This is a genomic window from Taklimakanibacter deserti, assembly GCA_003574785.1.
On sequence record QORU01000002.1, the window covers coordinates 434,170 to 455,393 of the forward strand.

General features: G+C 63.5%; 22 protein-coding genes. 9 read left to right on the forward strand and 13 right to left on the reverse strand.

The window, feature by feature from the left end; genetic code table 11:
• The first annotated feature begins 220 nt into the window (after positions 1-220).
• From DS839_RS05300 to DS839_RS05320, 5 genes are all read left to right on the forward strand, one after another.
• A complete protein-coding gene (locus tag DS839_RS05300) occupies positions 221-1,285 on the forward strand; it encodes an ABC transporter substrate-binding protein (RefSeq protein WP_119269234.1) in 1,065 nt (354 codons plus the stop codon).
• Between the two features lie 74 nt (positions 1,286-1,359).
• On the forward strand, positions 1,360-2,295 hold the full coding sequence (locus DS839_RS05305) for an ABC transporter permease (RefSeq protein WP_119269235.1): 936 nt from the start codon (positions 1,360-1,362) through the stop codon (positions 2,293-2,295).
• A gap of 31 nt (positions 2,296-2,326) precedes the next feature.
• The gene (locus tag DS839_RS05310; RefSeq protein ID WP_119269236.1) at positions 2,327-3,445 is read left to right on the forward strand and encodes a Gfo/Idh/MocA family protein; all 1,119 of its coding nucleotides are present in this window, start codon (positions 2,327-2,329) and stop codon (positions 3,443-3,445) included.
• Between the two features lie 8 nt (positions 3,446-3,453).
• The gene (locus DS839_RS05315) at positions 3,454-4,275 is read left to right on the forward strand and encodes a sugar phosphate isomerase/epimerase family protein (RefSeq protein ID WP_119269237.1); all 822 of its coding nucleotides are present in this window, start codon (positions 3,454-3,456) and stop codon (positions 4,273-4,275) included.
• Complete coding sequence (locus tag DS839_RS05320) at positions 4,272-5,099, forward strand: ATP-binding cassette domain-containing protein (RefSeq protein ID WP_368911205.1); 828 nt, start codon at positions 4,272-4,274, stop codon at positions 5,097-5,099. The genes DS839_RS05315 and DS839_RS05320 overlap by 4 nt, the downstream gene beginning before the upstream one ends.
• Here DS839_RS05320 and DS839_RS05325 read toward each other — a convergent pair.
• Genes DS839_RS05325 through DS839_RS05340 form a run of 4 tightly spaced genes read right to left on the reverse strand, consistent with a single transcriptional unit; the run spans position 5,087 to position 9,069 of the window.
• A complete protein-coding gene (locus tag DS839_RS05325) occupies positions 5,087-5,944 on the reverse strand; it encodes an ABC transporter permease (RefSeq protein WP_368911206.1) in 858 nt (285 codons plus the stop codon). The two genes, DS839_RS05320 and DS839_RS05325, sit on opposite strands and share 13 nt — an antisense overlap.
• On the reverse strand, positions 5,941-6,822 hold the full coding sequence (locus DS839_RS05330) for an ABC transporter permease (protein ID WP_119269238.1): 882 nt from the start codon (positions 6,820-6,822) through the stop codon (positions 5,941-5,943). The genes DS839_RS05325 and DS839_RS05330 overlap by 4 nt, the downstream gene beginning before the upstream one ends.
• The gene (locus DS839_RS05335) at positions 6,815-7,885 is read right to left on the reverse strand and encodes an ABC transporter ATP-binding protein (protein WP_119269239.1); all 1,071 of its coding nucleotides are present in this window, start codon (positions 7,883-7,885) and stop codon (positions 6,815-6,817) included. The genes DS839_RS05330 and DS839_RS05335 overlap by 8 nt, the downstream gene beginning before the upstream one ends.
• A gap of 56 nt (positions 7,886-7,941) precedes the next feature.
• Positions 7,942-9,069 (reverse strand): extracellular solute-binding protein, encoded by a 1,128-nt coding sequence (locus DS839_RS05340; RefSeq protein ID WP_119269240.1) that lies wholly within the window; start codon positions 9,067-9,069, stop codon positions 7,942-7,944.
• A gap of 187 nt (positions 9,070-9,256) precedes the next feature.
• On the opposite strand from DS839_RS05340, the gene DS839_RS05345 reads away from it, so the two are divergent.
• On the forward strand, positions 9,257-9,847 hold the full coding sequence (locus DS839_RS05345; protein ID WP_119269395.1) for a DJ-1/PfpI family protein: 591 nt from the start codon (positions 9,257-9,259) through the stop codon (positions 9,845-9,847).
• Positions 9,848-9,859: 12 nt separating this feature from the next.
• Here the strand turns inward: DS839_RS05345 and DS839_RS05350 are convergent, their stop codons facing one another.
• The 8 genes from DS839_RS05350 to DS839_RS05385 form a co-directional block, all read right to left on the reverse strand.
• Positions 9,860-10,624 (reverse strand): SDR family oxidoreductase, encoded by a 765-nt coding sequence (locus DS839_RS05350; RefSeq protein ID WP_119269241.1) that lies wholly within the window; start codon positions 10,622-10,624, stop codon positions 9,860-9,862.
• A 96-nt stretch (positions 10,625-10,720) separates the two neighbouring features.
• Positions 10,721-11,884 (reverse strand): M20 aminoacylase family protein, encoded by a 1,164-nt coding sequence (locus tag DS839_RS05355; protein ID WP_119269242.1) that lies wholly within the window; start codon positions 11,882-11,884, stop codon positions 10,721-10,723.
• Positions 11,885-11,983: 99 nt separating this feature from the next.
• Positions 11,984-13,105: a PrnB family protein gene (locus DS839_RS05360; protein WP_119269243.1), complete on the reverse strand. Its 1,122-nt coding sequence runs from the start codon at positions 13,103-13,105 to the stop codon at positions 11,984-11,986.
• Positions 13,106-13,224: 119 nt separating this feature from the next.
• Positions 13,225-14,271 carry an L-idonate 5-dehydrogenase gene (locus DS839_RS05365; RefSeq protein ID WP_119269244.1) on the reverse strand — a complete coding sequence of 349 codons (1,047 nt, stop codon included), beginning with the start codon at positions 14,269-14,271 and terminating at the stop codon, positions 13,225-13,227.
• A 10-nt stretch (positions 14,272-14,281) separates the two neighbouring features.
• Positions 14,282-15,688 carry a TRAP transporter large permease gene (locus DS839_RS05370; RefSeq protein WP_119269245.1) on the reverse strand — a complete coding sequence of 469 codons (1,407 nt, stop codon included), beginning with the start codon at positions 15,686-15,688 and terminating at the stop codon, positions 14,282-14,284.
• Positions 15,689-15,691: 3 nt separating this feature from the next.
• Positions 15,692-16,264 carry a TRAP transporter small permease gene (locus tag DS839_RS05375; RefSeq protein ID WP_119269396.1) on the reverse strand — a complete coding sequence of 191 codons (573 nt, stop codon included), beginning with the start codon at positions 16,262-16,264 and terminating at the stop codon, positions 15,692-15,694.
• A gap of 80 nt (positions 16,265-16,344) precedes the next feature.
• Positions 16,345-17,268, reverse strand: a complete 924-nt coding sequence (locus DS839_RS05380) for a sialic acid TRAP transporter substrate-binding protein SiaP (RefSeq protein WP_438816497.1) — start codon at positions 17,266-17,268, stop codon at positions 16,345-16,347.
• An 81-nt stretch (positions 17,269-17,349) separates the two neighbouring features.
• The gene (locus tag DS839_RS05385) at positions 17,350-18,066 is read right to left on the reverse strand and encodes a GntR family transcriptional regulator (protein WP_368911208.1); all 717 of its coding nucleotides are present in this window, start codon (positions 18,064-18,066) and stop codon (positions 17,350-17,352) included.
• 172 nt (positions 18,067-18,238) lie between these two features.
• On the opposite strand from DS839_RS05385, the gene DS839_RS05390 reads away from it, so the two are divergent.
• The 3 genes from DS839_RS05390 to DS839_RS05400 are packed head-to-tail and all read left to right on the forward strand — an operon-like array spanning position 18,239 to position 19,964.
• The gene (locus tag DS839_RS05390) at positions 18,239-18,826 is read left to right on the forward strand and encodes a hypothetical protein (RefSeq protein WP_162918320.1); all 588 of its coding nucleotides are present in this window, start codon (positions 18,239-18,241) and stop codon (positions 18,824-18,826) included.
• Entirely contained in the window at positions 18,823-19,416 is a 594-nt protein-coding gene (locus DS839_RS05395; protein ID WP_119269248.1) for a hypothetical protein, read from the forward strand. The genes DS839_RS05390 and DS839_RS05395 overlap by 4 nt, the downstream gene beginning before the upstream one ends.
• Complete coding sequence (locus DS839_RS05400) at positions 19,413-19,964, forward strand: hypothetical protein (RefSeq protein WP_119269249.1); 552 nt, start codon at positions 19,413-19,415, stop codon at positions 19,962-19,964. Before DS839_RS05395 ends, DS839_RS05400 begins: the two co-directional genes overlap by 4 nt.
• Here DS839_RS05400 and DS839_RS05405 read toward each other — a convergent pair.
• On the reverse strand, positions 19,936-21,186 hold the full coding sequence (locus tag DS839_RS05405) for a hypothetical protein (protein ID WP_119269250.1): 1,251 nt from the start codon (positions 21,184-21,186) through the stop codon (positions 19,936-19,938). The two genes, DS839_RS05400 and DS839_RS05405, sit on opposite strands and share 29 nt — an antisense overlap.
• Between the last annotated feature and the right edge of the window lie 38 nt (positions 21,187-21,224).

Consider the following 21,224-nt stretch of genomic DNA (forward strand, 5'->3'; position numbering starts at 1 on the left):
AATGGATTGTCCTTCTATAAACGAGCTCACCTGCGGGCTATGGCGCAAACCGTGGAAATCCGAGATTTTGTCTCACATTGATCATCAATGTTGACTAATACGAACCGAAGAGCTTAAAAACTGATGGCCGGAACGGCTATGGCGTTGCTAAACCAATAACCCATGCGGCGATCCGGTGTTCAGGGAAGCGGCATTCCGCTTCATTTTGGGAGGATTGGACATGAAATTCGCGCCTAATCGCCGTGCCGTCATTCGTTCGGCCGGCTTAGCGGTGGCCCTCGCCACAGGTCTCTTTTCCGCAACATCGTTGACATATGCAGATTCGGTGAAGATCGGCGTATCGATCCCCACTCTCGACAACCCCTTCTGGGTCAATGCCGTGAAATTCGCCGAGCATGCCGGCAAGGAACTCGGCGTGGAGCTGACCGTCGTCGGCGCCGACAACCGCGAGGACAAGCAACTCGCCGACGTCCAGTCGATGCTGTCGGCCGGCGTCAACGCGCTCGTGGTCACGCCGCAATCGACCGCCAGCGCCCCGGGCCTCATCAAGCTCGCCAACCGGGCCAACCTGCCCATCGTGATCGTCGATCGCTATCCGGGCTTCGACCCCAAGAATGCCGATGCCCCCTATGTCGCCTTCATCGGCCCCAATGACGTGACTGCCGGACGCGACATTGCCCAGTTCCTCGCCTCGCAAGGTGCCAAGAAAATGGTCGGCGTCGGCGGCCTGCCCGGCTCGTCGGTGGCCGAAGGCCGCGAGAAGGGCCTGCGCGAAGGCGTCGCCGCCGCGAGCGGCGTCGAGCTCGTCCAATATGTCAGCGGCGGCGGGGAATCCGAGGACAATGGCTATCAGACCATGCAGAACCTGCTCTCCGCCCATCCCGCGGGAAGCATCGATTCGGTATGGTGCTACAATGACGCGCTGTGCCTCGGTGCGTTCCGCGCCATCAAGCAGGCGGGCCGCTCCGATGAAATCAAGCTCGGCGGCATGGATCTCGTACCGCAAGTCCTGGAGCTCATCGAGCAGAAGACCAACATGGTGTTCTCGACCGGCGGTCACTGGCTGCAGCTCGGCTTCGGCGTGATGATCGCCTACGACAAGGTGAAGGGCCATGATCCGATCAACGATGTCGTTCGCCTCGATCTGCTCGGGGTCAACAGCGCGAACTTCGCCGCCTTCAAGCAGCAGTTCATCGACAATGCACCGCCCTACGACGTCAAGGAGTATACCTTGACCAACAACCCGGCGACCAAGAGCCAGACCTTCCCGCTGGCGACGAAATAAGTCATCGTAACGACGGGCGATCGCCGGCGGCGGTCGCCCACGGCGATTGCCCGCATCACTCAGGCAGAGGCCCAATGGCATCATTCAGATTGGGCGAGTTCCTTTCTCGCTATGTCGCCTATCTCGCACTCGTCGCCGTCGTGGCGGTTTTCGGCATGTTGTCGCCCGACCGCTTCCTCACCTTCGGCAATCTCGGCGTGATCTTGCAGAACTCCGCGGTCCTGGCGATCGTCGCCACCGGCGTCACCTTCATCATTATCGGCGGCAGCATCGATCTGAGCGTCGGCTCGGTCATGGCGCTGGCCGGCGCCGTGGCCGCCAGTTTCGCCGGCGACTGGGGCGCCTTCGCCATCGTGCTCGCCCCGCTCGTCGGCCTGGCGCTCGGCGCCATCAATGGCGCGATCTTCGTCCTTGCCCGCATTCCCTCCTTCGTCGTGAGCCTCGGCATGCTGTCGATTGCCAGGGGCGCCACGATCATCTTCACAGGCGGCAGCCCCGTCTCCATCCCGCTCACCAGCAGCTTCGAGATCTTCGGCATCCCGCCGATGCCGTTCTGGATCGCCGCCGGTGTCGCGGTGGTCATGGGCGCCCTCCTCGCCTTCACGACCTTCGGGCGCTACACTTTCGCCATCGGCGGCGATGAGGAGAAGACCCGGATCCTCGGCGTTCCGGTCGACAAGGTCAAATTCGCCATGTTCGCCTTGTCCGGCGCCCTGGCCGGCCTCGGCGGCGGCATCCTCACCTCGCAGCTCGGCTCCGGCAGCCCGACCGTCGGCACCGGCTTCGAGTTGCTCGCCATCTCGGCCGTCGTGATCGGCGGGACGCCGCTCACCGGCGGCTCGGGCTCTATCCTGGGCACGGTGGTGGGCAGCCTCGTCATAATGACGCTCGCCAATGGTCTCGTGATCATGGGCGTCTCCTCGAATGTGCAAACCGTGCTGACCGGCCTCGTGCTCATCGTCGCCGTCATGATCTCGATCCGGCGCGGCAAGCTCAGGATCATCAAGTAGCAACACCTCGTCTCATTGGAAGAGCCTGCAAATGTCCTCACCCAAGATCAAGATCGGCCTCATCGGCGCCGGCGCCATCATGCGCCTCAGCCATGCGCCCACCATCAAGGCCAGCGCCTGCGCCGAGCTCGCCGCCGTCTTCGACACCGATCTGAAGCGCGCCGAAGCGATCACCGCCGATTTCGGCGGCAAGGCCCATGATCATCTCGAGAGAATGCTCGATACGCCGGGGCTCGATGCCGTCATCGTGGCGACGCCGAACCGCTTCCATGAAGACGGCGTCATGGCGGCGGCCAAGAGGGGCAGGCACGTGCTTTGCGAGAAGCCGCTCGCCGTCGACGCCGCCGCGGCCCGGCGCATGGTCAAGGCCTGCGAGGAGGCCAAGGTCATCCTCCAGGTCGGTTTCAATCAGCGCTTCTGGGCGCAAGTCGAGATCGCCAAGCAGCTCATCGATGCGGGCTTCATCGGCAAGATCCACCAGATGCGCTCGATCTATTCGGAGAAGTCGACCGCCTATCCGGCAAGCACGCGCTACCGCTATGACCTCGCGCAGTCGGGCGGCGCCACGATCATCGACCTCACCATCCACCGCATCGATCTGGCACGCCACCTGATCGGCGACTTCTCGGGCGTTTTCGCGGAACTGGTCCATAGCGAGTTGCCGGAGCGCGTCGATGACAACGTCTTCCTGCTGACGCGCTTTGCCAGCGGCGCCCGCGGCAGCCTGGCCGGAAACCGCTATTCGCCCAATATCGGCGACGGCACCGATCTCTACGGCACTGAAGGAACCATCCACATTGCCAGCGAAACGGCATCGCCCTTCGCCTCGGCGCCGCTTGCGGTCTATACCGAGCGCGCGGCGGCCGACCTGCCCGACGTGCTGCGCGAGGCGCACTATCCCGATGCGTGGTGGAAGGGCTTCGAGGGCGGCTGGATCACCGTCAAGCCGCCGCGCCGCAGTCCCTATCGCGCGCAGCTCGAGGCTTTTTGCGACAGCATCAAGGAAGGCAAGCCCGCCCGGATCACCGGGCTGGACGGCTTGCGCGCGCAGGAATTCGTGCAAGGCGCCTATCTCTCGATGCGCTCGGGCAAATGGACCGATCTGCCGCTCGGCGAGGACGCGCCCTTCACGATCCCCGACTACACATGAGGCCCTAGATGAAATCCTGCTTCCACAGTGTCGGCTTGCCGTCGCGCCCGCTGCACGATGCCGTCAGCCTCATCGCCGATGCCGGTTATGAAGCCATCGAGCTCAATGCCGAGACCCTGCCCTGGGCGCCCGCACATATCACGCCCGCCGCCGGCCTCGCCGAACGCAAGGCGGTGGCGGAGGCCTGCCGGGCCCGTGGCCTCGCGATTCCGGCGGTCGGCGCCCATATCGGCATGGTGAGCGAGGACCCGGTCGAGCGCGTCACGGCGATCAACTTCGTCAAAGGGTGCATCGATATCGCGCGCGATGTCGGATCGCCTTTCGTCCATATCCTGTCCGGCCCATTGGCCGCCAATATCGATCGCGACCAGGCCTGGGGCTGGTTCACGTATGCCGTCGAGCTGACCACGATCCATGCCGGCGAGCGCGGGATCGGTCTCGGCATAGAAGCGATCGCCGGCCACCTCTTCCACGAGGTCGATGACTATCACCGGATACGCCGCGACCTGCCCGGCGTTCCGTTCAAGGTGAATTTCGATCCGAGCCATCTCGAGGTCCAGAAGGAAGATCCACGCCGGGTCGTCGATGAGCTGGGCGATCTCATCGCCCATGTCCATCTCAAGGACGGCAAAGGCCTGTTCCCGCAATTCGAATTCCCGCCCTTGGGAGAGGGCACCATCGACTTCCGGTCGCTGATCGACGGCCTGCGCCGCCACGGCTTCGATGGCGCGCTGTCGATCGAGTACGAGGCGCAGGTCTATGGCTATAGCGAGAGCGAGGAGCAGATCCTGAGCCACGGCAGGAGTTTCTTTGATCGGCTGATCGCATGAGAAGAGAAGCGGACGCCATGATGACGAATGCGCAAGCCACGCCTGACGCGGGCGGCACGGACTGCTTCCTCAGCCTTCGCGGCGTGACCAAGCGATTTGGCGGCCTGCATGCGCTCGACGATGTCAGCCTCGACATAAGGCGCGGCGAGGTGTTGGGGCTCCTCGGCGACAATGGCGCGGGCAAGACGACGCTCGTCAAGATCATTGCCGGCGTATATCAGCCGACCTCCGGTGAAATCCTGTGTAACGGCATGGTCGAGCGCATCACCTCGCCGGACCGCGCCCATCATCTCGGCATCGAGACCGTCTTCCAGGACCTGGCGCTGGTGCCCAACCTCGCCGTCGCGGACAATTTCTTCATCGGCCGCGAGATGACCTATGACATCGTTCCCGGACTGATCCGCATCCTGCGCAAGCGCAAGATGGAAACCGATGCCGCCGAGACGTTGAAGCAACTCGACATCCACATCCCTTCGCTCAGGGTCAATGTCGATTCTCTTTCCGGCGGCCAGCGCCAGGCGATCGCGATCGCCAGGGCCATGAGGTGGAAGGCCAATCTCGTCATCCTCGACGAGCCGACGGCGGCGCTGAGCGTCCCTGAGCAGAACAAGGTTCTGGAGCTTGCGCGCAAGCTGGCACGCCAGGGCGTCGCCGTCATCTATATCACCCACAATATGAACGACGTGATGGCGGTGACCGATCGCATTGCCCTGCTCTATCGCGGCAGGCTGGCCGGCGAATTGCTGACGAGGCAGACCAACCAGAATGAGATCGTCAGCATGATCATGTCGGGCAAGCCACCCGCTTCCGCTCAGCGCGCCTGACCGCTGCGCCGTTTCGCAAGCTCCATCGCGACCGCCGCGACGATGGTGAGCGCGATCAGGATGAGGCCCAGCGCATTGACGGCCGGCGTCAGGCCGGTTCGAACCTTCGTCGCGATATAGACGGTGAGCGGTGTCTCGGTGCCGCGCACGAACAAGGTGGTGTTGTAATTCTCGAAGGATTGCAGGAAGGCGATCAGCATGGCGGCGAGCAAGGAGGGCCTGAGATAGGGCAAGAGGATGCGCCGGAACATCATGAAGCGCGAGGCGCCGAGACCGACCGCCGCCTCCTCCAGCGTGCGGTCGAAGCGCTGCAGCCGCGCTGCCACCATCAGCATGACATAGGCCGAGATGAAGCTCGATTGCGCGAGGATGATGAGGAAACTGCCGCCGCCGATGCCGGCCTGGCGCCAGAGGATCAGCGTCGAAATGCCGATCGCGACGCCCGGCGTCAGCAAAGGCGAGACCATGACCGCATAGAGGAAAGTCCGTGCCTTCCCTTGCAGGCTCATCAGGAAGAGCGCCGCGGCAGTGCCCACCGGCAGCGAGATCGCGATCACGCAGAAACCGATGAAGACCGACAAGCGCAACGCCTGCCACATCGCCTGATCGGCCCACAAGGCGTTGAACCAGCCGAGCGTCGTGCCGAGCCAGGGCGTCACCGTCGGGAACTTGCTGGTGTTGAAGGTCGCCGCCGTCATGACCAGCAAGGGCAGGAACAGATAAGCGAAGAACAGGATCATGTAAGCGGCGAAGATGAGCTGCGGCAGCCGGTCGGCGAGCGCCGTCGTCCCGCCCCTTGGCGTCCGCACGCCCGCTTGCATGCCGGCATCGAGTGCCAACGTCATTTCGCCACATCCGCGAGATTGACGCGGAACAGGCGCAGCGCCGCCATAACCACCATCATGCACAGGACGAGCAAAACGAGTGCGTATGCGGCGCCGCGATTCCAGTTCCCGCCCTCGAAGAACCAGTTGTAGATGATCTCGGTGAACCAGCGGCTCCCGGGCGATCCGAGCAGCGCCGGCGCCACATAGCTGCCGGCGGCCAGCATGAAGGTGAAGACGCAGCCCGTCGCGATGCCGGCCTTGGCATGGGGAATGACGATGCGGCGGTGGATCCTGACCGTCGAGGCGCCGAGATTGCGCGCCGCTTCGATCTGTGCCGTCTCGAGCGTCGAGATCGAATTGTAGATCGGAAACAGCATGAACAGGATATAGGCATAGACCATGCCGGCGAGCACGCCGAAATCGCCGAACCAGCGCACCGGCTCGGCGATGATCCCTGTGGCGATCAGCACGGCATTGAGCGGCCCGTTGAAGGCCAAGAGGATGTACCAGGCGAGCGTGCGCAGCACCTCATTGATCCAGAAAGGGATGATGAGCGCCACGAGCGCCAAGGCGACACCGGTGGGGCTCGCGCGCTTGGCCAGCCAATAGGCCAGAGGATAGGTCGTGACGAGTGTCGTCGCCGTCACCAGGGCGCTGGCCCAAACGGTCTTGAAGAAGATGGCGCGATGCACCGGATCGCTGAACAGCGCCACGAAATTGGCGATCGTGTAGCGATCCGCCGGCGTTCCGACCTGGCTCGGCATCAGATTGGGCCGAAACGAGAAATCGAGCATCATCAGATTGGGCGCCAGCACGAGCCCCACGAGCCAAAAGGCGACGATCAGCACGATCAATCCGCCGAGCCCCTTGCCGAACCGCTCGATCAGGCTAGACATAAGCGAGGACCAGCGCCTCCGCCGGCGCGAAGGAGAGTTGGATGGGGCCGCCCGCCAAGGGCGCCTCATCGAGGCGGCGATTGGCGATCGCCGCCAGGACAGGCGCGCCATCATTGGTTCTGGCATGCAGCATCGCGACCGCACCTTCGAATTCGAGCCGGTCGGCCAATGCCGCGATGCGGTTGCCCGGCGCGCCGACGCTGAGCGAAACAGCCTCGGGGCGCACATAGAGGGCGGCCTCGACACCGCTCTTCACACCCGGACCGGCGCGGCCTCTCAGCATGCCATGCCGGGTTTCGACCGCGGCCAGTCCGTTCGCGACATCGCGCACCCGGCCAGTGAATTCATTCGTCTCGCCGACGAACCGGGCCACGAACGACGTCGCCGGATTGGCATAGAGCTCGCGCGGCGTCGCGATCTGCTGCAATTTGCCGGCGCTCATCACCGCGACGCGATCCGACATCGCCAGGGCTTCGGACTGGTCATGGGTGATGTAGATGAAGGTGACACCGGTGCGCTTCTGCAGCGCCCGCAATTCGGCGCGCATATGTTGGCGCAGCTTGAGATCGAGCGCCGAAAGCGGCTCATCGAGCAGCAGGACCTCCGGATCGACGGCAAGGGCGCGCGCTATGGCGACGCGCTGCTTCTGGCCGCCGGACAATTCATGGACCATGCGATCGCCAAAGCCCGGCAGTGCGATCAGCTCGAGCAATTCATCGGCGCGGCGGCGGCGCTGCGCCTTGGAAACGCCCCTGACTTCGAGGCCGAAAGCGATATTCTCCCACACCGGCATCAGCGGGAACAGCGCCAGGGACTGGAAGATCATCGAGGTCGGGCGCTGATGCGGGCCCTGCCCCGTCACGTCCTTGCCGCCGATGACGATCCGGCCGGATGTCGGCTGGATGAAGCCGGCGACGAGCCTGAGGACCGTCGTCTTGCCGCAACCCGAAGGGCCGAGGATGGAAAAGAACTCGCCGCCCTCGACCGTCGCCGAGAATTTTTCGACCGCGCGCACGGCGCCGAAGATCATCTCGATGCCGGCAAGCTCAACCGAATGTGACATGGCAATCCATCAAAGGAACGGCGGGAGCGCTGTCGCGCCTCCGCCATCCGGTTGCATCAGGCCGACAGGAACTTGTCCTGATATTCGTTGCGGATGGCGACGAACCAGTTGTCCTGGATCGGCCACCACCAGAGTTTCTCCAGGGCATCGCCCGGATAGGCGGCGGCGAAGAACGCCTTCGAGGCGTCGGACAGGAGCTTGTCGGCGCCGACCGCGGTCGTGTTGATCGACGTATGATTGGCATAGAGGGCGCCCGCCTCGGGCGTCAGCATCCAGTTCACGAAGGCATAGGCCTGCTCGACATTCTTGGCGCCGACCGGAAGCGAGACGCCTTCCATCCACGTCAGGGCGCCTTCGACCGGCGCCACGAAGCCGATCGGCAGGCCCTCTTTGGCGAGGCCGGCGGCGGATGAATCCCAGGTCTGCCCGATCACCGCGCCATTGGTGCGGAAGGCGCCTTGCGCCTCGTTCTCATTCGACCAGAACTGGACGATATTGCCCTTGCGCGCCACCGCCTCGGCGAGGATGACGTCGTAATTGGCGCGCATCGTCGCTTCGTCCTTGAAGCTGTCGCGCATCGGCTTCGGCAGCTTGCCCTGGGCTTCGAGCCACAGGCCAAGGCCGACGAGACCGGAATGGCCGCGGATCGTCGCCTTGCCTTTCATCTCGGGCTTCCAGATGTCGCCATAGGAGGCTTTGCCATATTCAAGCGGCGATGCGTTCTTGTCGAAGGACAAGGCTTCCGTGCCCCAATCGGTCGGCACCTGGTAGCGCTTGCCCCCGACAACGGCGCCGAGCGTCTCCGAGCCCTTGACCGCGCTGGTCAGCGCCTTGTCCCAAGCGACCTTGGCCTCGTCGATCGGCTGCAGCAGGCCGAATTCGACATAGTTCGGCACCCGGTCGACGGCCGGCCAGATCACGTCGTAGCCGGCGCCGTTGCTCGCTCGCATCTGATTGAGCAGCTCATCATTGGTGCCATAGGGCGTGTAGACGGGCTTGATGCCGGTCGCCTTCTCGAAGGCCGCAAGCATCTCGTCCGAGATATAGCCGGCCCAGGCGAAGATATTGAGCGTGCCCGATGATCCGGCGGCATAGGATCCGCGCGCGATGAAGGGGGCCGCAAGGGTCACGCCGGCTGTGGCGGCCGCGCTCTTGATGAGCGTCCGGCGATTGATGGACGACATGTGAGGTATCTCCTGTGTTCGATTCTGCGACCGTTGGTAAGGTCGAGCTTGCTATCGCCGCTGTGTGACAGGCATGCGAAGACGGGCGGAGCGCAAAGGCAAGCTCACGGATTTGTAATCTTGCGCGTGCTTCGCCGCTCTCGGAGCGTTATAATCGCGCCTTGCCCTGCGGATGTCGGAGGCTTGGATGCCCAAAGGAAAGACGATCGGCCTCTTATTCATCGAAGGCTGTGCCGATTGGGAGTTTGGCCTCCTTTCGGCGGCGATAGGCGGCGGTGAGGAATGGTTCGATGGACGCGTCGTCGCCCTGTCGCCCGAAGGCAAGCCGGTCAAATCGATCGGCGGGCTCAGGCTCGCGCCCGAGCGCGGCACCGATCCCGAAGCCAACCAGGATCTCGACGGCATCGCCGTCATCGGCTCCGACGGCTGGTTGCAGGCGGCGCCCGATGTAACGCCGCTGCTCACCTCCGTCGCACGCCGCGGCGGCGTGATCGGCGGCATCTGCGCCGGCACGCTCGCTCTGGCCCGCGCCGGGCTCTTCGCCAAGGCGGCGCATACCAGCAACAGCCGCGAGTGGATCACCCATTGCGTCCCCGATTATGACGGCCAGGAAAATTACCGCGACGTCCCGCATGCCGTCGCCGACGGCAGGATCGTCTCGGCGCCGGGCACCGCTCCCCTCACCTTCGCGGCGGAATTCGTCAGAACCCTCCACCCCGATCAAGCGGGCAAGGTCGCCGAGATGACGGCAGCATTCACCAAGGAATATCGCGGATAGACGGATGGGCGTTCATGTCCGTGCCACCGATATGCCGCCATCGACGAGAAGCGCGCTGCCGGTCATGAAGCTTGACGCATCGGAAGCAAGATAGAGGGCGGAACGGGCGATCTCTTCCGGCTCCGCCAGGCGCTTCAGCGCATGCAGGCCTTCGACGAATTTGCGCATCTCCGGCGTGCTGATGACGGTGCGGCCCGCGGGCGTATCGGTGCCGCCGGGCAACAGGGCGTTGGCCCTGATGCGCTGGGCGCCGAATTCCGCGGCGATGACCTGCGCCAGCCCGATGAGCCCCGCCTTGCTCGCCGCATAGGCGCCGAGGCCCGGGAAGCCGATCGAATAGCCGACGAAGGTCGAGGTGAAGATGAGCGAGCCCCCACCCCGCTCCACCATGGCCGGGATCTGATGCCGCGCATTGAGGAAGGCGCTGGTCAGGTTGGTGGCGAGGGTCTCATCCCAGCCGGCGACGCTGATGTCGGGGACGGAACCCATCTCACCCGTGGCGCCGGCATTGTTGAAAGCGACGTCGAGGCCGCCGAACCGCTCCTTCGCCACATCGACCAGGCGGCGAGCGGTCGCTTCGGCCTTGATATCGCCCGCGACCGCAATGGCGGCGGCGCCCGCTTCTTCGATCTCGGTGACGAGCTCATCGAGCTCAGCTTGGCGCCTGGCGCTAACCACGAGCTTGGCGCCCTCCGCGGCGAAGAGCTTCGCTGCAGCACGGCCGATACCTGAGCTTGCGCCGGTGACGATGGCGACTTTATTGGCAAGAGATGACACGGTGAAAACCTCTCCGATAAGAACACTGCCGGTTCTTATTGGTCATCGCGTCGTCGCGCGCAGCCCGTTTCTTGCGCGTCCGTCATGAAAGAATGCCTAAGGCTTGAGCACCATTTCCGCGAGCCTGACCCAGTAGCTGACGCCGACCGGGATGATCTCGTCATTGAAGTCGTAGTCGGGACTGTGGCAATAGGCCGTGTCGCCGTTGCCGAGATTGATCATGGCCCCCGGCCGCGCCTCGAGCATGAAGGCAAAATCCTCTGCCCCCATGATCGGCTTCGCCTCGGTCTCGATTGCGCCTGTGCCCATCACTTCGCGCGCGGCCGCTATGGCAAGCTGCGTTTCCGCCGCATGGTTGACGGTGACGGGATACTTGCGGACATAAGTGAGCGTCGCCTCGCCGCCCAGAGCTTTGGCGACATTCTCCACCGTCTCGCGGATTCGCGTCTCTGCCGCATCGCGTATCTCTTTCGACAGCGTGCGCACCGTGCCGGCGAGCTCGGCCACCGGCGGGATCACATTCATGGCATCGCCGGCATGGAATTTGGTGATCGAGACCACGAGCGACTCGACCGGATCGGTGTTGCGCGAGACGATGCCCTGGAGCGCGGTGATGATCTGCGCGCCGATGAAGATCGGATCGATCGTCTGATGCGGCATGGCGGCATGGCCGCCGCGCCCTTTCACCTGGATCGTGATCTCGTCATAGGCCGCGAGCATGGCGCCGGTGCGGATCGAGAACCGGCCCGCCGGAATGCCGGGCTCATTATGGAGTCCGAAGACCTGGGTGATGTCGAAGCGTTCCATCATGCCGTCGGCCACCATTTCACGCCCGCCGCCGCCGCCTTCCTCCGCCGGCTGGAAGATGACCGCCACGGCGCCGCGGAAATTCCGCGTCTCGCAGAGATGGCGGGCCGCGCCAAGCAGCATCGCCATATGTCCGTCATGGCCGCAGGCATGCATGCGGCCATGAATCTGCGATGCATAAGGAAGCCCGGTCGCCTCGACGATCGGCAGCGCATCCATGTCGGTCCTGAGGCCGATCACTGGTCCCTCGCCATGGCGGCCACGAATGAGGCCGACAATGCCGGTCCGGCCGATGCCGGTCACCACCTCGTCACAGCCGAAGGCGCGCAATTTCTCGCTTACGAATTTCGCCGTCTCATGCACATCGAACATGAGCTCGGGCCGGCTGTGCAGCTCTTGCCGCCAGGCGGCGATCTCGGGCTGGGTTTCGGACGCGGTGTTGAGGAGAGGCATTTCGAGGCTCCTGTAGCGAGCGGGGTGTCCTGAACTCAGTGTAGTCGCCGCCGGCACTCCTGGGAATAGATGCGTGCCGGCGGCGCGCCAGGGCTTGCTTCAGATCTTGCTGCGCGCCGTCTCATTGCGGGCGTCGCGCAGGAAATCGACGAAGTCGGTGCCGCCGGTGCCCTTCTCATCGGCGGCGAGGCCGGAAGGTTTGAGGATATAGTCGTGCGCCAGCCCGATATGGCGGCGGCGGAACGTATCCACTTGTTCCACCGCCTCATTATAGGCGGCCTTGAGCGCAGGTGATCCTGCCCTCGCGCGCGCCCGCATTTCCGACAGGCGTTCGACATCGGCGATGAAACGGCGATGGCCGACCGGCATGTAGCGGCGCATGTCGCGCAAATAGATGCCGGCCCGGCTGGTGCCGTGATCGATGCCGAGCGCTGCATCGAGCACCTGGATCAACGAACTCTGGCCGGCGCTGCCACCGACATGGACCCGTGGGCTCTCGGACACCCCTTCATAGACGGCGCCCAGCGCGGGCCAGCCGGCGAGATAAGGGCGGACGCGGTGAAAGAAGACATGCGGATCGCACCATGCCCGCATGCGCGCGAGAGCCGCGAGCACCGGCTCCATGCCCGCCGCCACCTGCTCGAGATCGGCGGCCAGTTCCGCGTCGCTTCGGCTCTGCGTCGCCCCGATCGTCTGATGGATGATCCGCAACAAGGGGGCGCCGGCCAGCTCCACGCCCAGTGAGGCCATGAAGAACCAGTCTTCATCCACACCGCCCAGGAACTGGATCTGCATGCGCGCATTGTCGGCTGAAACAGGCTGTACCGGATCGAGCTTGCGCCAGTTCCTGAGCAGCATCGAGGCATAGTGAACGAGCGGCGGCCGGTCGAGCCGTTCCGCCAGGGCGCAAAGCGGCACGGCAATCGGCGCTGGAATCCTGAGATGCGGCTCGCTCCCGCCCCACACCCAGCCGTTGGCGAAGACGGTGAGAATGAGCATTGCGCGCTCGCGCGATGGCTCATCGGCAAGACCGGACGTATCGAGCAACGGGAAAGCTTCGAGCCTCGATCGCAAGCCGCGCGTCCGGATGAGGCCCGAGATATCGGGAACGATATCTTCCCAGGCATCGAAGATAGGCGGCAGGCGCCGCAGCGGCTCGCCTCGCGGCACGAAACCGGTGACCTCGTCGATGCCGTAGGCGGCGAGCTCTGCAAGGCACATGATCTTCCTCAAGCGACGCGACAATCCGGACCAAGGTCGCTATTCCGGCGTCATAAGTCAAACGCCGCCTCTCTGCACAAAAATGCATTCCCAAGTGCGAACCTTTCACTTCCGCCTGGCTATGCCTCCAGCACGACCTTGACGCTTTGGCTGCGATCGAGAGCGAGACGGAGCGCCGCCGGCGCATCGGCGAGCGGGCGGCGTGCCGTGATGAGCTGCTGCACGTCGATCTTGCCTCTGACGATCAGTTCCACCGCCTGCATGAATTCATGACCGAAGCGGAAGGAGCCGCGGAAATCGACCTCCTTGGCCATGATGGCATTGGCCGGCACGGAGATTTCACCGCCCGGCAGATTGCCGATCTGCACCAAGACACCCCCGCGGCGCACCGCGCCGATGGCCAGCGCCAGAGCCGATGGCGCGCCTGTCACTTCGAACACGACATCGAAAGGCCGGTCCATCGCCGCAGCCAGCAGCGCATCGCTTTCGCCGGAAATGTCGAATACCTCATCCGCGCCGAGTCTCGCGGCAAAGCTGAGCGGCTGGCGCGCAATGTCGATCACGGTCAGATGCCCCGCACCGGCGAGCTTCGCGGAAAGCATGGTCAAGAGCCCGATCGGCCCGGCCCCGAACAGCGCGAGACGCTTGCCGGCAAGATCGCCGGCCCGAGCCGTGGCATGCAGGCAGACGGCGAACGGCTCGGCGAGCGCGGCCGAAGCGAAAGACAGGTCCTTCGGCACCACAATGCACTGCTCAGGCAGTGCATCAAAGAACGTGGCGAAGCCGCCTTGCATATGCGGCGTCCTGGAGGCCGAGCCCATGAAATAGATGTTCTCGCACAGATTGACGCGACCTTCGCGGCAACGCGCGCACTGTCCGCACCAGCGCGATGGATTGACCGCCACACGGTCGCCGACCTTCAGACGGGTGCCCGCTACATTGAGCTCGGCCACGGTGCCGGCGATTTCATGGCCGAGCACCAGCGGCGATGTCACCACGAAGTTGCCGGTGCGGGCGTGGCGGAAATAATGCATGTCCGAGCCGCAAATGCCGGCGGCACCGAAGGCGATGCGCACCATGCCTGCGGCCAGCGGTCCGAGCGGCTGCTCCACCATGCGCAGATCCTCAGGCCCGAACAAAGTGGCTGCAACCGCGACGGCGCTCATATTCGTCTCCCTAACGGATGAGCCCCACCTGCTGCGGCAGCCACAGCGTGATCATCGGCACGAAGGTGATCAGCAGAAGCGCCAGCAGCAGCGGTATCAACCAGGGCAGGATAGCCATGGTGGTGCGCTCGACCGACAATTTCGCTACCCGCGACAGCACGAAAAGAACCATGCCGAGCGGCGGGTGAAGCAGACCGATCATAAGGTTCAGCGTCATGATGAGGCCGAAATGCACGGGATCCACTCCATATCTCGCCGCCACGGGCAGCAGGATCGGCACCAGGATGGTGATGGCGGCGATCGTGTCGAGGAAGCAGCCGACCACCAGCATCAGGATGTTGACCAGGATCAGAAACACCCATTTGTTGTCGGTGAGCGCAAAGATGAAATTCGAAAAGACGGTCGCCGCCTGGCTCACCGTCAGAAGCCAGGCGAAGATCGAAGCCGCCGTGACGATGAACAGCACAGAGGCCGTCGTCTCGATCGTATCGAAGCTCGCTTTGGTGAGGGTTCTGAGGGTCATGGTGCGGTAGCGCACCAACCCCAGGAACAGAGACCAGATCACGGCGGCCATCGCCGCTTCCGTCGGCGTGAACCAGCCCATGGTCATGCCCCCGATCAGGATGACCGGGGTCATCAGCGCCATCACCGCCGAGAAATCGAAATACCAGTCGAGCGCCACCAGGACAACGAGCGCGATCAGCACGGCGACATTGATCGAGAGGCCGGTGAGGATGAGCAGATAGACGGCGAGCGGAAACAATGCGACGACCACGATCTCGAGGCCTGCCTCACCAAGCTTGGCCAGCGAGAACGGCGTATCGGAGCCCCAGCCGCGCCTGTAAGCGAAGAAGGCCACGGCGATCATCATCAGGACCGTCATCACGACGCCCGGCACGATCCCCGCCATGAACAGCGCCCCGATCGAGACATTCGCCATCATGCCGTAGATGACGAAGGGCAGCGAGGGCGGGAAGATCGGCCCCAGTGTCGAGGAAGCGGCGGTGACGCCGACGGCGGCATCGACCGGATAGCCATGGTCCTTCATCGCCTTGATCTCGATCGTGCCGATACCGGCGGCGTCGGCGAGCGCCGTTCCGGACATGCCGGCAAAGATGACGGAGCCGATGATGTTGACCTGCGCCAGGCCACCCTTCATCCAGCCGACCAGCGCCAGCGCGAAAGAGTAGATGCGGCCGGTGACGCCGGCAATATTCATGAGGTTTCCGGCGAGGATGAAGAAGGGCACGGCCAGCAGGGGAAAGCTCTCGACGCCGGCGATCATGCGCTGGGCGGCAATGAGGTCGGGCGCCACGCCATAGATCAAAAGATAAGCGACCGATGCCACCGCCATGGAGATGGCGACCGGCACGCCGAACAACATCAGGACAAGGAAACCACCAACCAGAAGCAGCATGGATCAGGCTCCCGGCGTGTCGAATTTTTCGGGATGTTCGAGCACGGAATATCCGCGTCGCTGATTCTGGACGAGCACCTGCACGGAGCGCAAGAGCATCAGCACGAAGGCGACAAATACGAGGTAGAAGAACCAGCTGCGCGGCAAGTTGACCGTCGTCATGCGCTCATCCGCGACGATCGCCACATAGCGCCACATGAGCCAGGACGCATAGGCGAAGAAGCCCACGCGAATGACGTCGACGGCGAGTGACAGGCGCTTCGCGGCGCCCGCGGGCAAATAGTGGTAAAGGACATCGACCTGGATATGCCGCGAGGTCCGCACGCACATGGCAGCACCCATGAAAACCACCACGACCAGCGTGTTGCTGGCGATCTCTTCGGTCCATGCCAGGCTGTTGTTCAACGCATAGCGCGTGAAGAACTGCAGGAAGACGCATCCGACCATCAGCCAGAACAAAGCAAGGGTGCCCCAGTCCTCCCAACCGTGATGCGAAAGATCGACCGGCGCCGCCTCCTCTTCGAAGGCCTGCGCCAGCTCCTCGGCGGTGACCTGCGTATGGTGCTCCTGCTGGATCATGGATGACTCCTCCCCCTTCCATTCATTTCCCCTTCTCCCCGCGAGGGCATGCGTAGGAGAAGGGGAAATAGCGCCAGCTATTGGATCGCCTTGATCGCCTCCCAGTCGGCCTTGTCATAGCCGAAGTCCTCGAACTTCGTCTTCTCGAGCACGTTCTTCTCGAAGTCGGACTTGTCCACGTCCGTAACCATCAGGCCTTTGTCCTTGAACACCTGCACGAGCTCCTTCTCGCGGGCGACGATCTTCTGCGTGGCGCGTGCCGCCGCCTCCTGCATGACCTCGGCGAAGATCTTCTTGTCTTCGTCCGAGAGGCTGGCCCAGCGGGTCTTGGAGACGATCGTGTTCAGATGATCGACGATATGGCCAGTAAGCACGATGTTCTTCTGCACCTCGAAGAACTTCTTCGCCTCGATCGTGGTCAGCGGGTTTTCCTGTGCTTCGACGGTCCCGTTCTGCAGAGCGAGATAGACTTCGGCGAAGGCGATCGGCGTCGTGTTGGCCCCGCAGGCGCGCGGCATGGCGAGATAGGCCGGCACATCCGGCACACGGATCTTCAGGCCCTGCATGTCGGCGCATTTGGAGATCGCCCGATTCGACGTCGTCTGGCGCGTTCCGTAATAAGTCGTCGCGACGATCTGGTTGCCGGTCTTGCCGGCGTAGCCTTGCGTCAGCTTCTTGTAGGTGTCGCTCTTGGCGTATTTCAGCAGATGATCGGCATCGCGGAAGATATAGGGGAAGTAGGTCACGCCGATGGGCGCATATTCCTTGGCAGCGAAGCTCGAGCCGGAGATGATGATGTCGACCGTGCCCAGCTTCAGGCCCTGATTGATGTCAGCCTCCTTGCCGAGCTGCGAGGCCGGGTAGACTTCGATCTTGTATCGGCCGTTGGTGCGCTTGGCGATCTCCTCGCCGGCCCATACCGATTCGGTATGGAAGGGTTCCGTCACTTCATAGACATGCGCCCATTTGAGCACTTCCTGGGCTTGCGCCGTGCCCGCCATCAGAAGACCGGTGGCGGCCAGCAGAAAGGTTTTTCCGATCGTGCGGCGTGAAATCATGTTTTCCTCCCTAGCAGTAACGGTTCACGTTGCGTTGGATTGGACGTCGAGACTCTCGAAGTAGTTCGGCCGCAGCTGGGCCAAGACCGGCAGATCGAGCAGAATCTGGCGCAGATGAGTGCGCATCGCCGTATCGGCTCCCTGGGCGTCGCCCCTGGCGATCGCTTCGACGATGGCATGATGCTGCGTGACGGCGCGCCCGGCGGCCGAGCTGTTGAGAAAGCTCAGCTGGCGTAAGCGGTCCATCTGGGCTTTTACATTGTTGACGATGGTCCAGACATGCGCCTTGTCGGCGGCAGTGGCGAGCGTGCGATGGAACGCCTCGTCGAGCTGCATGAAACTGCCCGCATTCTGTCGGGCGACCTCACGCTGCGTCCTGACTTGCTGGCGCAAGTTGGAGATGACGCGCGGATCACGCTTTTCGGTGACGATCTTGACGATATCGGCTTCGACCGCCTCGCGCACGAAACGCGCATCCATGACGGAAGCGATGTTGATCTTGCGCACCAGGGTGCCACGCTGCGGGCGGATCTCGACCAGCCCCTCTTCGGCAAGCTTGATGAAGGCTTCGCGGACCGGCTGCCGGCTGATCGCAAAGGCGCGCGCGATCTCGGCTTCGGAGATCAGCCCGCCCGGCTCAAGTTCACCGCGGATGATCCGTTCACGAAGCGACCGATAGACCTGCGGCCCGACCGGCGCGCCTTGCTCGACGCCCCAATCGATCGTGGTGTGGGTTCCCAACCGCTCCTCCCTACGGTTGCGACCAGTTTGCACCAACTACCATACTAGTCAACAATGACTTTCAGCCAATGGCTCCCCCTGCAAATAGCCCGGCTATCGCGAAGTAAAGCTGAGGGCGCTTTTGATTGACAATCCGTGCTGCGGCCTTCATTTCCATTTCATCCGGAGGGTTGTGCAGCTGAAACGTCCCGACTTCATTTCATACAGAAAAAGAGCAGCCACTTTTGTCGTTGCCGGGCTGGGTGCCGGCGCTGCCGCCGTCGCGTCCTTTTCCGCCGCCCTCTATCACGCAGCCCATCCCGATCAATTGCCTGTCGTCGCGGCGGGCGAAGCTCTCGATACCGGGCGCTTCACCGTCACGCTTCTCGATGCAAAATTCGGCAAGGAAGGCAATTCCTCATCATCGACCAAAGGCGCGCGCCTCGCCGTCGAGATGGAACTCACCAACCGATCGGCCGCGACCAGCAACGCCTATATGCGCCTGCTGACGATCACGAATGCGCCCACCACTCTCGACCCGCCGAGCTTCTACCTCGCGCGCGACAATGCCATTCTCTTCGACCTCCATCCCAATATGCCGGAGCGGGTGATCGCCACATGGTACTGGCCGGCGCAAGCGGCGCCGCCGAAATCAGTCGAATTCAGCGTCGCCAGCCAGATCCATAAGCGTCGCGACAATCTCTATGGCGCGCCGGGCTGGTTCGACCGGCCGCCGGTCGCCAAGGTCGTCCTCCCCGTCAAGACCGAGGCCGCGCCATGATCCGCAAGCTCGCTCACGTTCTGGCGATCGGGCTCGCCATCCTCGTTCTCTACAGCTTGCAGAAGACGCGGCCGGGCTATGGCGAGATCACCAGCCCGATCGCCGTCGCCGGCAAGGCCGGCGAAAAACTCTCAGGCCGCAATTTCGAGCTGACCGTGACGAATATCCGCCTGGCGCGAGAGATCAGACTCACCGCCTTCGGAAAGGATCGGCTCTACAGCACATCCGGCATCTGGGCCGTCGTCGAAGCGGAAGCCGCCGCGCGCCATGAGAGCATCACGCTCACTTCGGCGGCCTGGCTCGGACCGGATGGCGTGCGCTATGCTTCGAGCGAACGCCTGTCCAATGCCCCCGGTCTTCTGACCGTCCAGCGCCTCGAGCCCGGCCTCCCCTCGCGCGCGCTGATGATCTTCGAATTCCCTGAAAGCGAATGGCAAGGCGGTTCGATCCTCGTTGCGCCCACCCCGTTCCTCGCCCTCGAAAATGAGATGCATATCGCGGCCGATCTCCCGGCCAAGGCCGCCATTCATCCCGCACTTGCCCTCGTCCGTGGCTCTTCGTCCACCGATTGGAGCATTGCCACGGAATGAGCGTGCTGCCGCCTTTGACACCGCGCGACCGGCGTATGCGCTGGCTGAGCCTTGCCGCGCTGATCGTGCTCTTGCCCGTCGCCATCGGGGTCAGATCCTATGGCGGCGTGACCGGCTGGCGCGCCGAGCAGGACCTCGATCCATTGACCGCGGAACCGGGCAAGACGATTTCCTATGGCGGGGCGGAATGGCGGCTCGAAGGCCTCTATCAGCTGCGCCAGGACGACAAGAAATCGGCCATCATCCTCGCCGAGTTCGAAGCCAAGATCGCGGATCCCGCCGCCTTCGCCGCCGGCATGTGCCGCATCAAGCTCAGCGACCGCGGCGAAAAAAGGTGGCTGCCGCAATTCCTGACGCCTTACGCGGTCCGCAAAGCCAGGCCTTCGATCGATGAGCGCGTGACCTGCGGCTCGGCGACGATCAAGCCGCTGAAGTCGGGCGAGACGGTGAAGATGGCGGAAACATTCCTGGTGCCGGTCGACGTCACCAAGTTCGATCTCATCGTCTCCGCGGCCAATGTCAGGCCGGCCTACCTTGTACTGCGCTGATCTCGCCGTTGCGCCGATTCTCGGATGAGACGGCATAGTCGAGGACGGCGGCAAGCAGGCAGATTCTCATGGCATCGAGCAGGATGCCGCCGTCGAGATCGCTCGGGCTGCCGATGAAGATGGTGATCGGATCGGCCAGCATCTGCCAGGTGACGAGATCGGCGGCGCCGATCCACCGGGTAAGGCCGACCCACGCCCAGGCGCCAATCCAGCTCACGGCCTGATAGGCGATCACGAAAGTCAGCAAGGTTGCCGGTCCCGCGGCGAGCGTCAGGCGCACGCATTTCCATACCGGCGCATAGCGCGAGCGATAGCCGCCGAGGAAATGGCTGATGAAATCGCCGAGCCATTTGCGCCAGCTCGACGGCTTGGCCCCGGGATCCGCTGCGGGCTTGCTGATGCTCGCGACCTCATAGCCATTGATGATCGCCGCCATGACCAGCCAGACCAGGGGCAGAAGGGCGAAGAAGAAGAGGTTCTGCACATCGGTCCAGAAGCCTAAAGGCTGGAACTCCACCGGCCTGAAAGCCTCGGCCGCTTGCGCCTCGCTTATGAAGGAGAACGCCGCGAAAGCGCCGGCCCCCAGCTTCTCGATCAGCTGATCCTTGTAGAGGCCGATGCCGTAAAGACCGATGAACAGCCAGGTCGCATCGCAGGCGACGACCAGGAAGCGCCAATAGGGCACGGTGGCCCGCCGGTTCATATATTTGGCGAGCCAGCGGATCAGCCAGCAAACGATGATCGAGGCGATGAGCCAGCGCGCCTGCAGGAGATCGAGGAAGCGCGCGCTCTCGCCAAAGGGCACGCGCGACAGAGCGAGCCTCGAATATTCGCGCACCGTATCGCCGAGGAAGCCCCAGGCGGCGTAATAAATGAAGAACGGCAAGATCGCCGCGGCCGTCACGGCGAGAATGTGGTTGCTGCGGCGCTCAGCCTGAGATGTTGCCCTGGTCTTCGCCTGCTCCAGGGCGACAAGCCCCGAGAGCGACGGCCGCAGGACGGAAAACATCATCACGATGATGGCGAGCTTGGCGAGAACGACCAGCGACAGGATCACCATCCCGAACAGCGCGTTCTCCATGCCGACGCGCACCGCCAGATCGAGCAGAAGATCGTGAAGCAGGCAGCCCAGGGCGGCCAGCAGCAACAGCTGCGGCCAGTAGCGAAACAGCAACCGCCCGGCGAGGCCGAGCGGCTGGAACACATCCTGCATCAATACCATGACAACTCATTAAGCCGCCAAAGCCGGTCATTCAATGG

Coding starts and splice junctions, on each gene's coding strand:
- DS839_RS05365 (WP_119269244.1), bottom strand. CDS start 14,271: ATGAGCGCCGTCGCGGTTGCAGCCACTTTGTTCGGGCCTGAGGATCTG.
- DS839_RS05400 (WP_119269249.1), top strand. CDS start 19,413: ATGAGCGTGCTGCCGCCTTTGACACCGCGCGACCGGCGTATGCGCTGG.
- DS839_RS05370 (WP_119269245.1), bottom strand. CDS start 15,688: ATGCTGCTTCTGGTTGGTGGTTTCCTTGTCCTGATGTTGTTCGGCGTG.
- DS839_RS05355 (WP_119269242.1), bottom strand. CDS start 11,884: ATGCCTCTCCTCAACACCGCGTCCGAAACCCAGCCCGAGATCGCCGCC.
- DS839_RS05380 (WP_438816497.1), bottom strand. CDS start 17,268: ATGGCGGGCACGGCGCAAGCCCAGGAAGTGCTCAAATGGGCGCATGTC.
- DS839_RS05395 (WP_119269248.1), top strand. CDS start 18,823: ATGATCCGCAAGCTCGCTCACGTTCTGGCGATCGGGCTCGCCATCCTC.
- DS839_RS05310 (WP_119269236.1), top strand. CDS start 2,327: ATGTCCTCACCCAAGATCAAGATCGGCCTCATCGGCGCCGGCGCCATC.
- DS839_RS05405 (WP_119269250.1), bottom strand. CDS start 21,186: ATGGTATTGATGCAGGATGTGTTCCAGCCGCTCGGCCTCGCCGGGCGG.
- DS839_RS05340 (WP_119269240.1), bottom strand. CDS start 9,069: ATGTCGTCCATCAATCGCCGGACGCTCATCAAGAGCGCGGCCGCCACA.
- DS839_RS05330 (WP_119269238.1), bottom strand. CDS start 6,822: ATGTCTAGCCTGATCGAGCGGTTCGGCAAGGGGCTCGGCGGATTGATC.
- DS839_RS05360 (WP_119269243.1), bottom strand. CDS start 13,105: ATGTGCCTTGCAGAGCTCGCCGCCTACGGCATCGACGAGGTCACCGGT.
- DS839_RS05320 (WP_368911205.1), top strand. CDS start 4,272: ATGAGAAGAGAAGCGGACGCCATGATGACGAATGCGCAAGCCACGCCT.
- DS839_RS05315 (WP_119269237.1), top strand. CDS start 3,454: ATGAAATCCTGCTTCCACAGTGTCGGCTTGCCGTCGCGCCCGCTGCAC.
- DS839_RS05345 (WP_119269395.1), top strand. CDS start 9,257: ATGCCCAAAGGAAAGACGATCGGCCTCTTATTCATCGAAGGCTGTGCC.
- DS839_RS05325 (WP_368911206.1), bottom strand. CDS start 5,944: ATGACGTTGGCACTCGATGCCGGCATGCAAGCGGGCGTGCGGACGCCA.
- DS839_RS05335 (WP_119269239.1), bottom strand. CDS start 7,885: ATGTCACATTCGGTTGAGCTTGCCGGCATCGAGATGATCTTCGGCGCC.
- DS839_RS05305 (WP_119269235.1), top strand. CDS start 1,360: ATGGCATCATTCAGATTGGGCGAGTTCCTTTCTCGCTATGTCGCCTAT.
- DS839_RS05300 (WP_119269234.1), top strand. CDS start 221: ATGAAATTCGCGCCTAATCGCCGTGCCGTCATTCGTTCGGCCGGCTTA.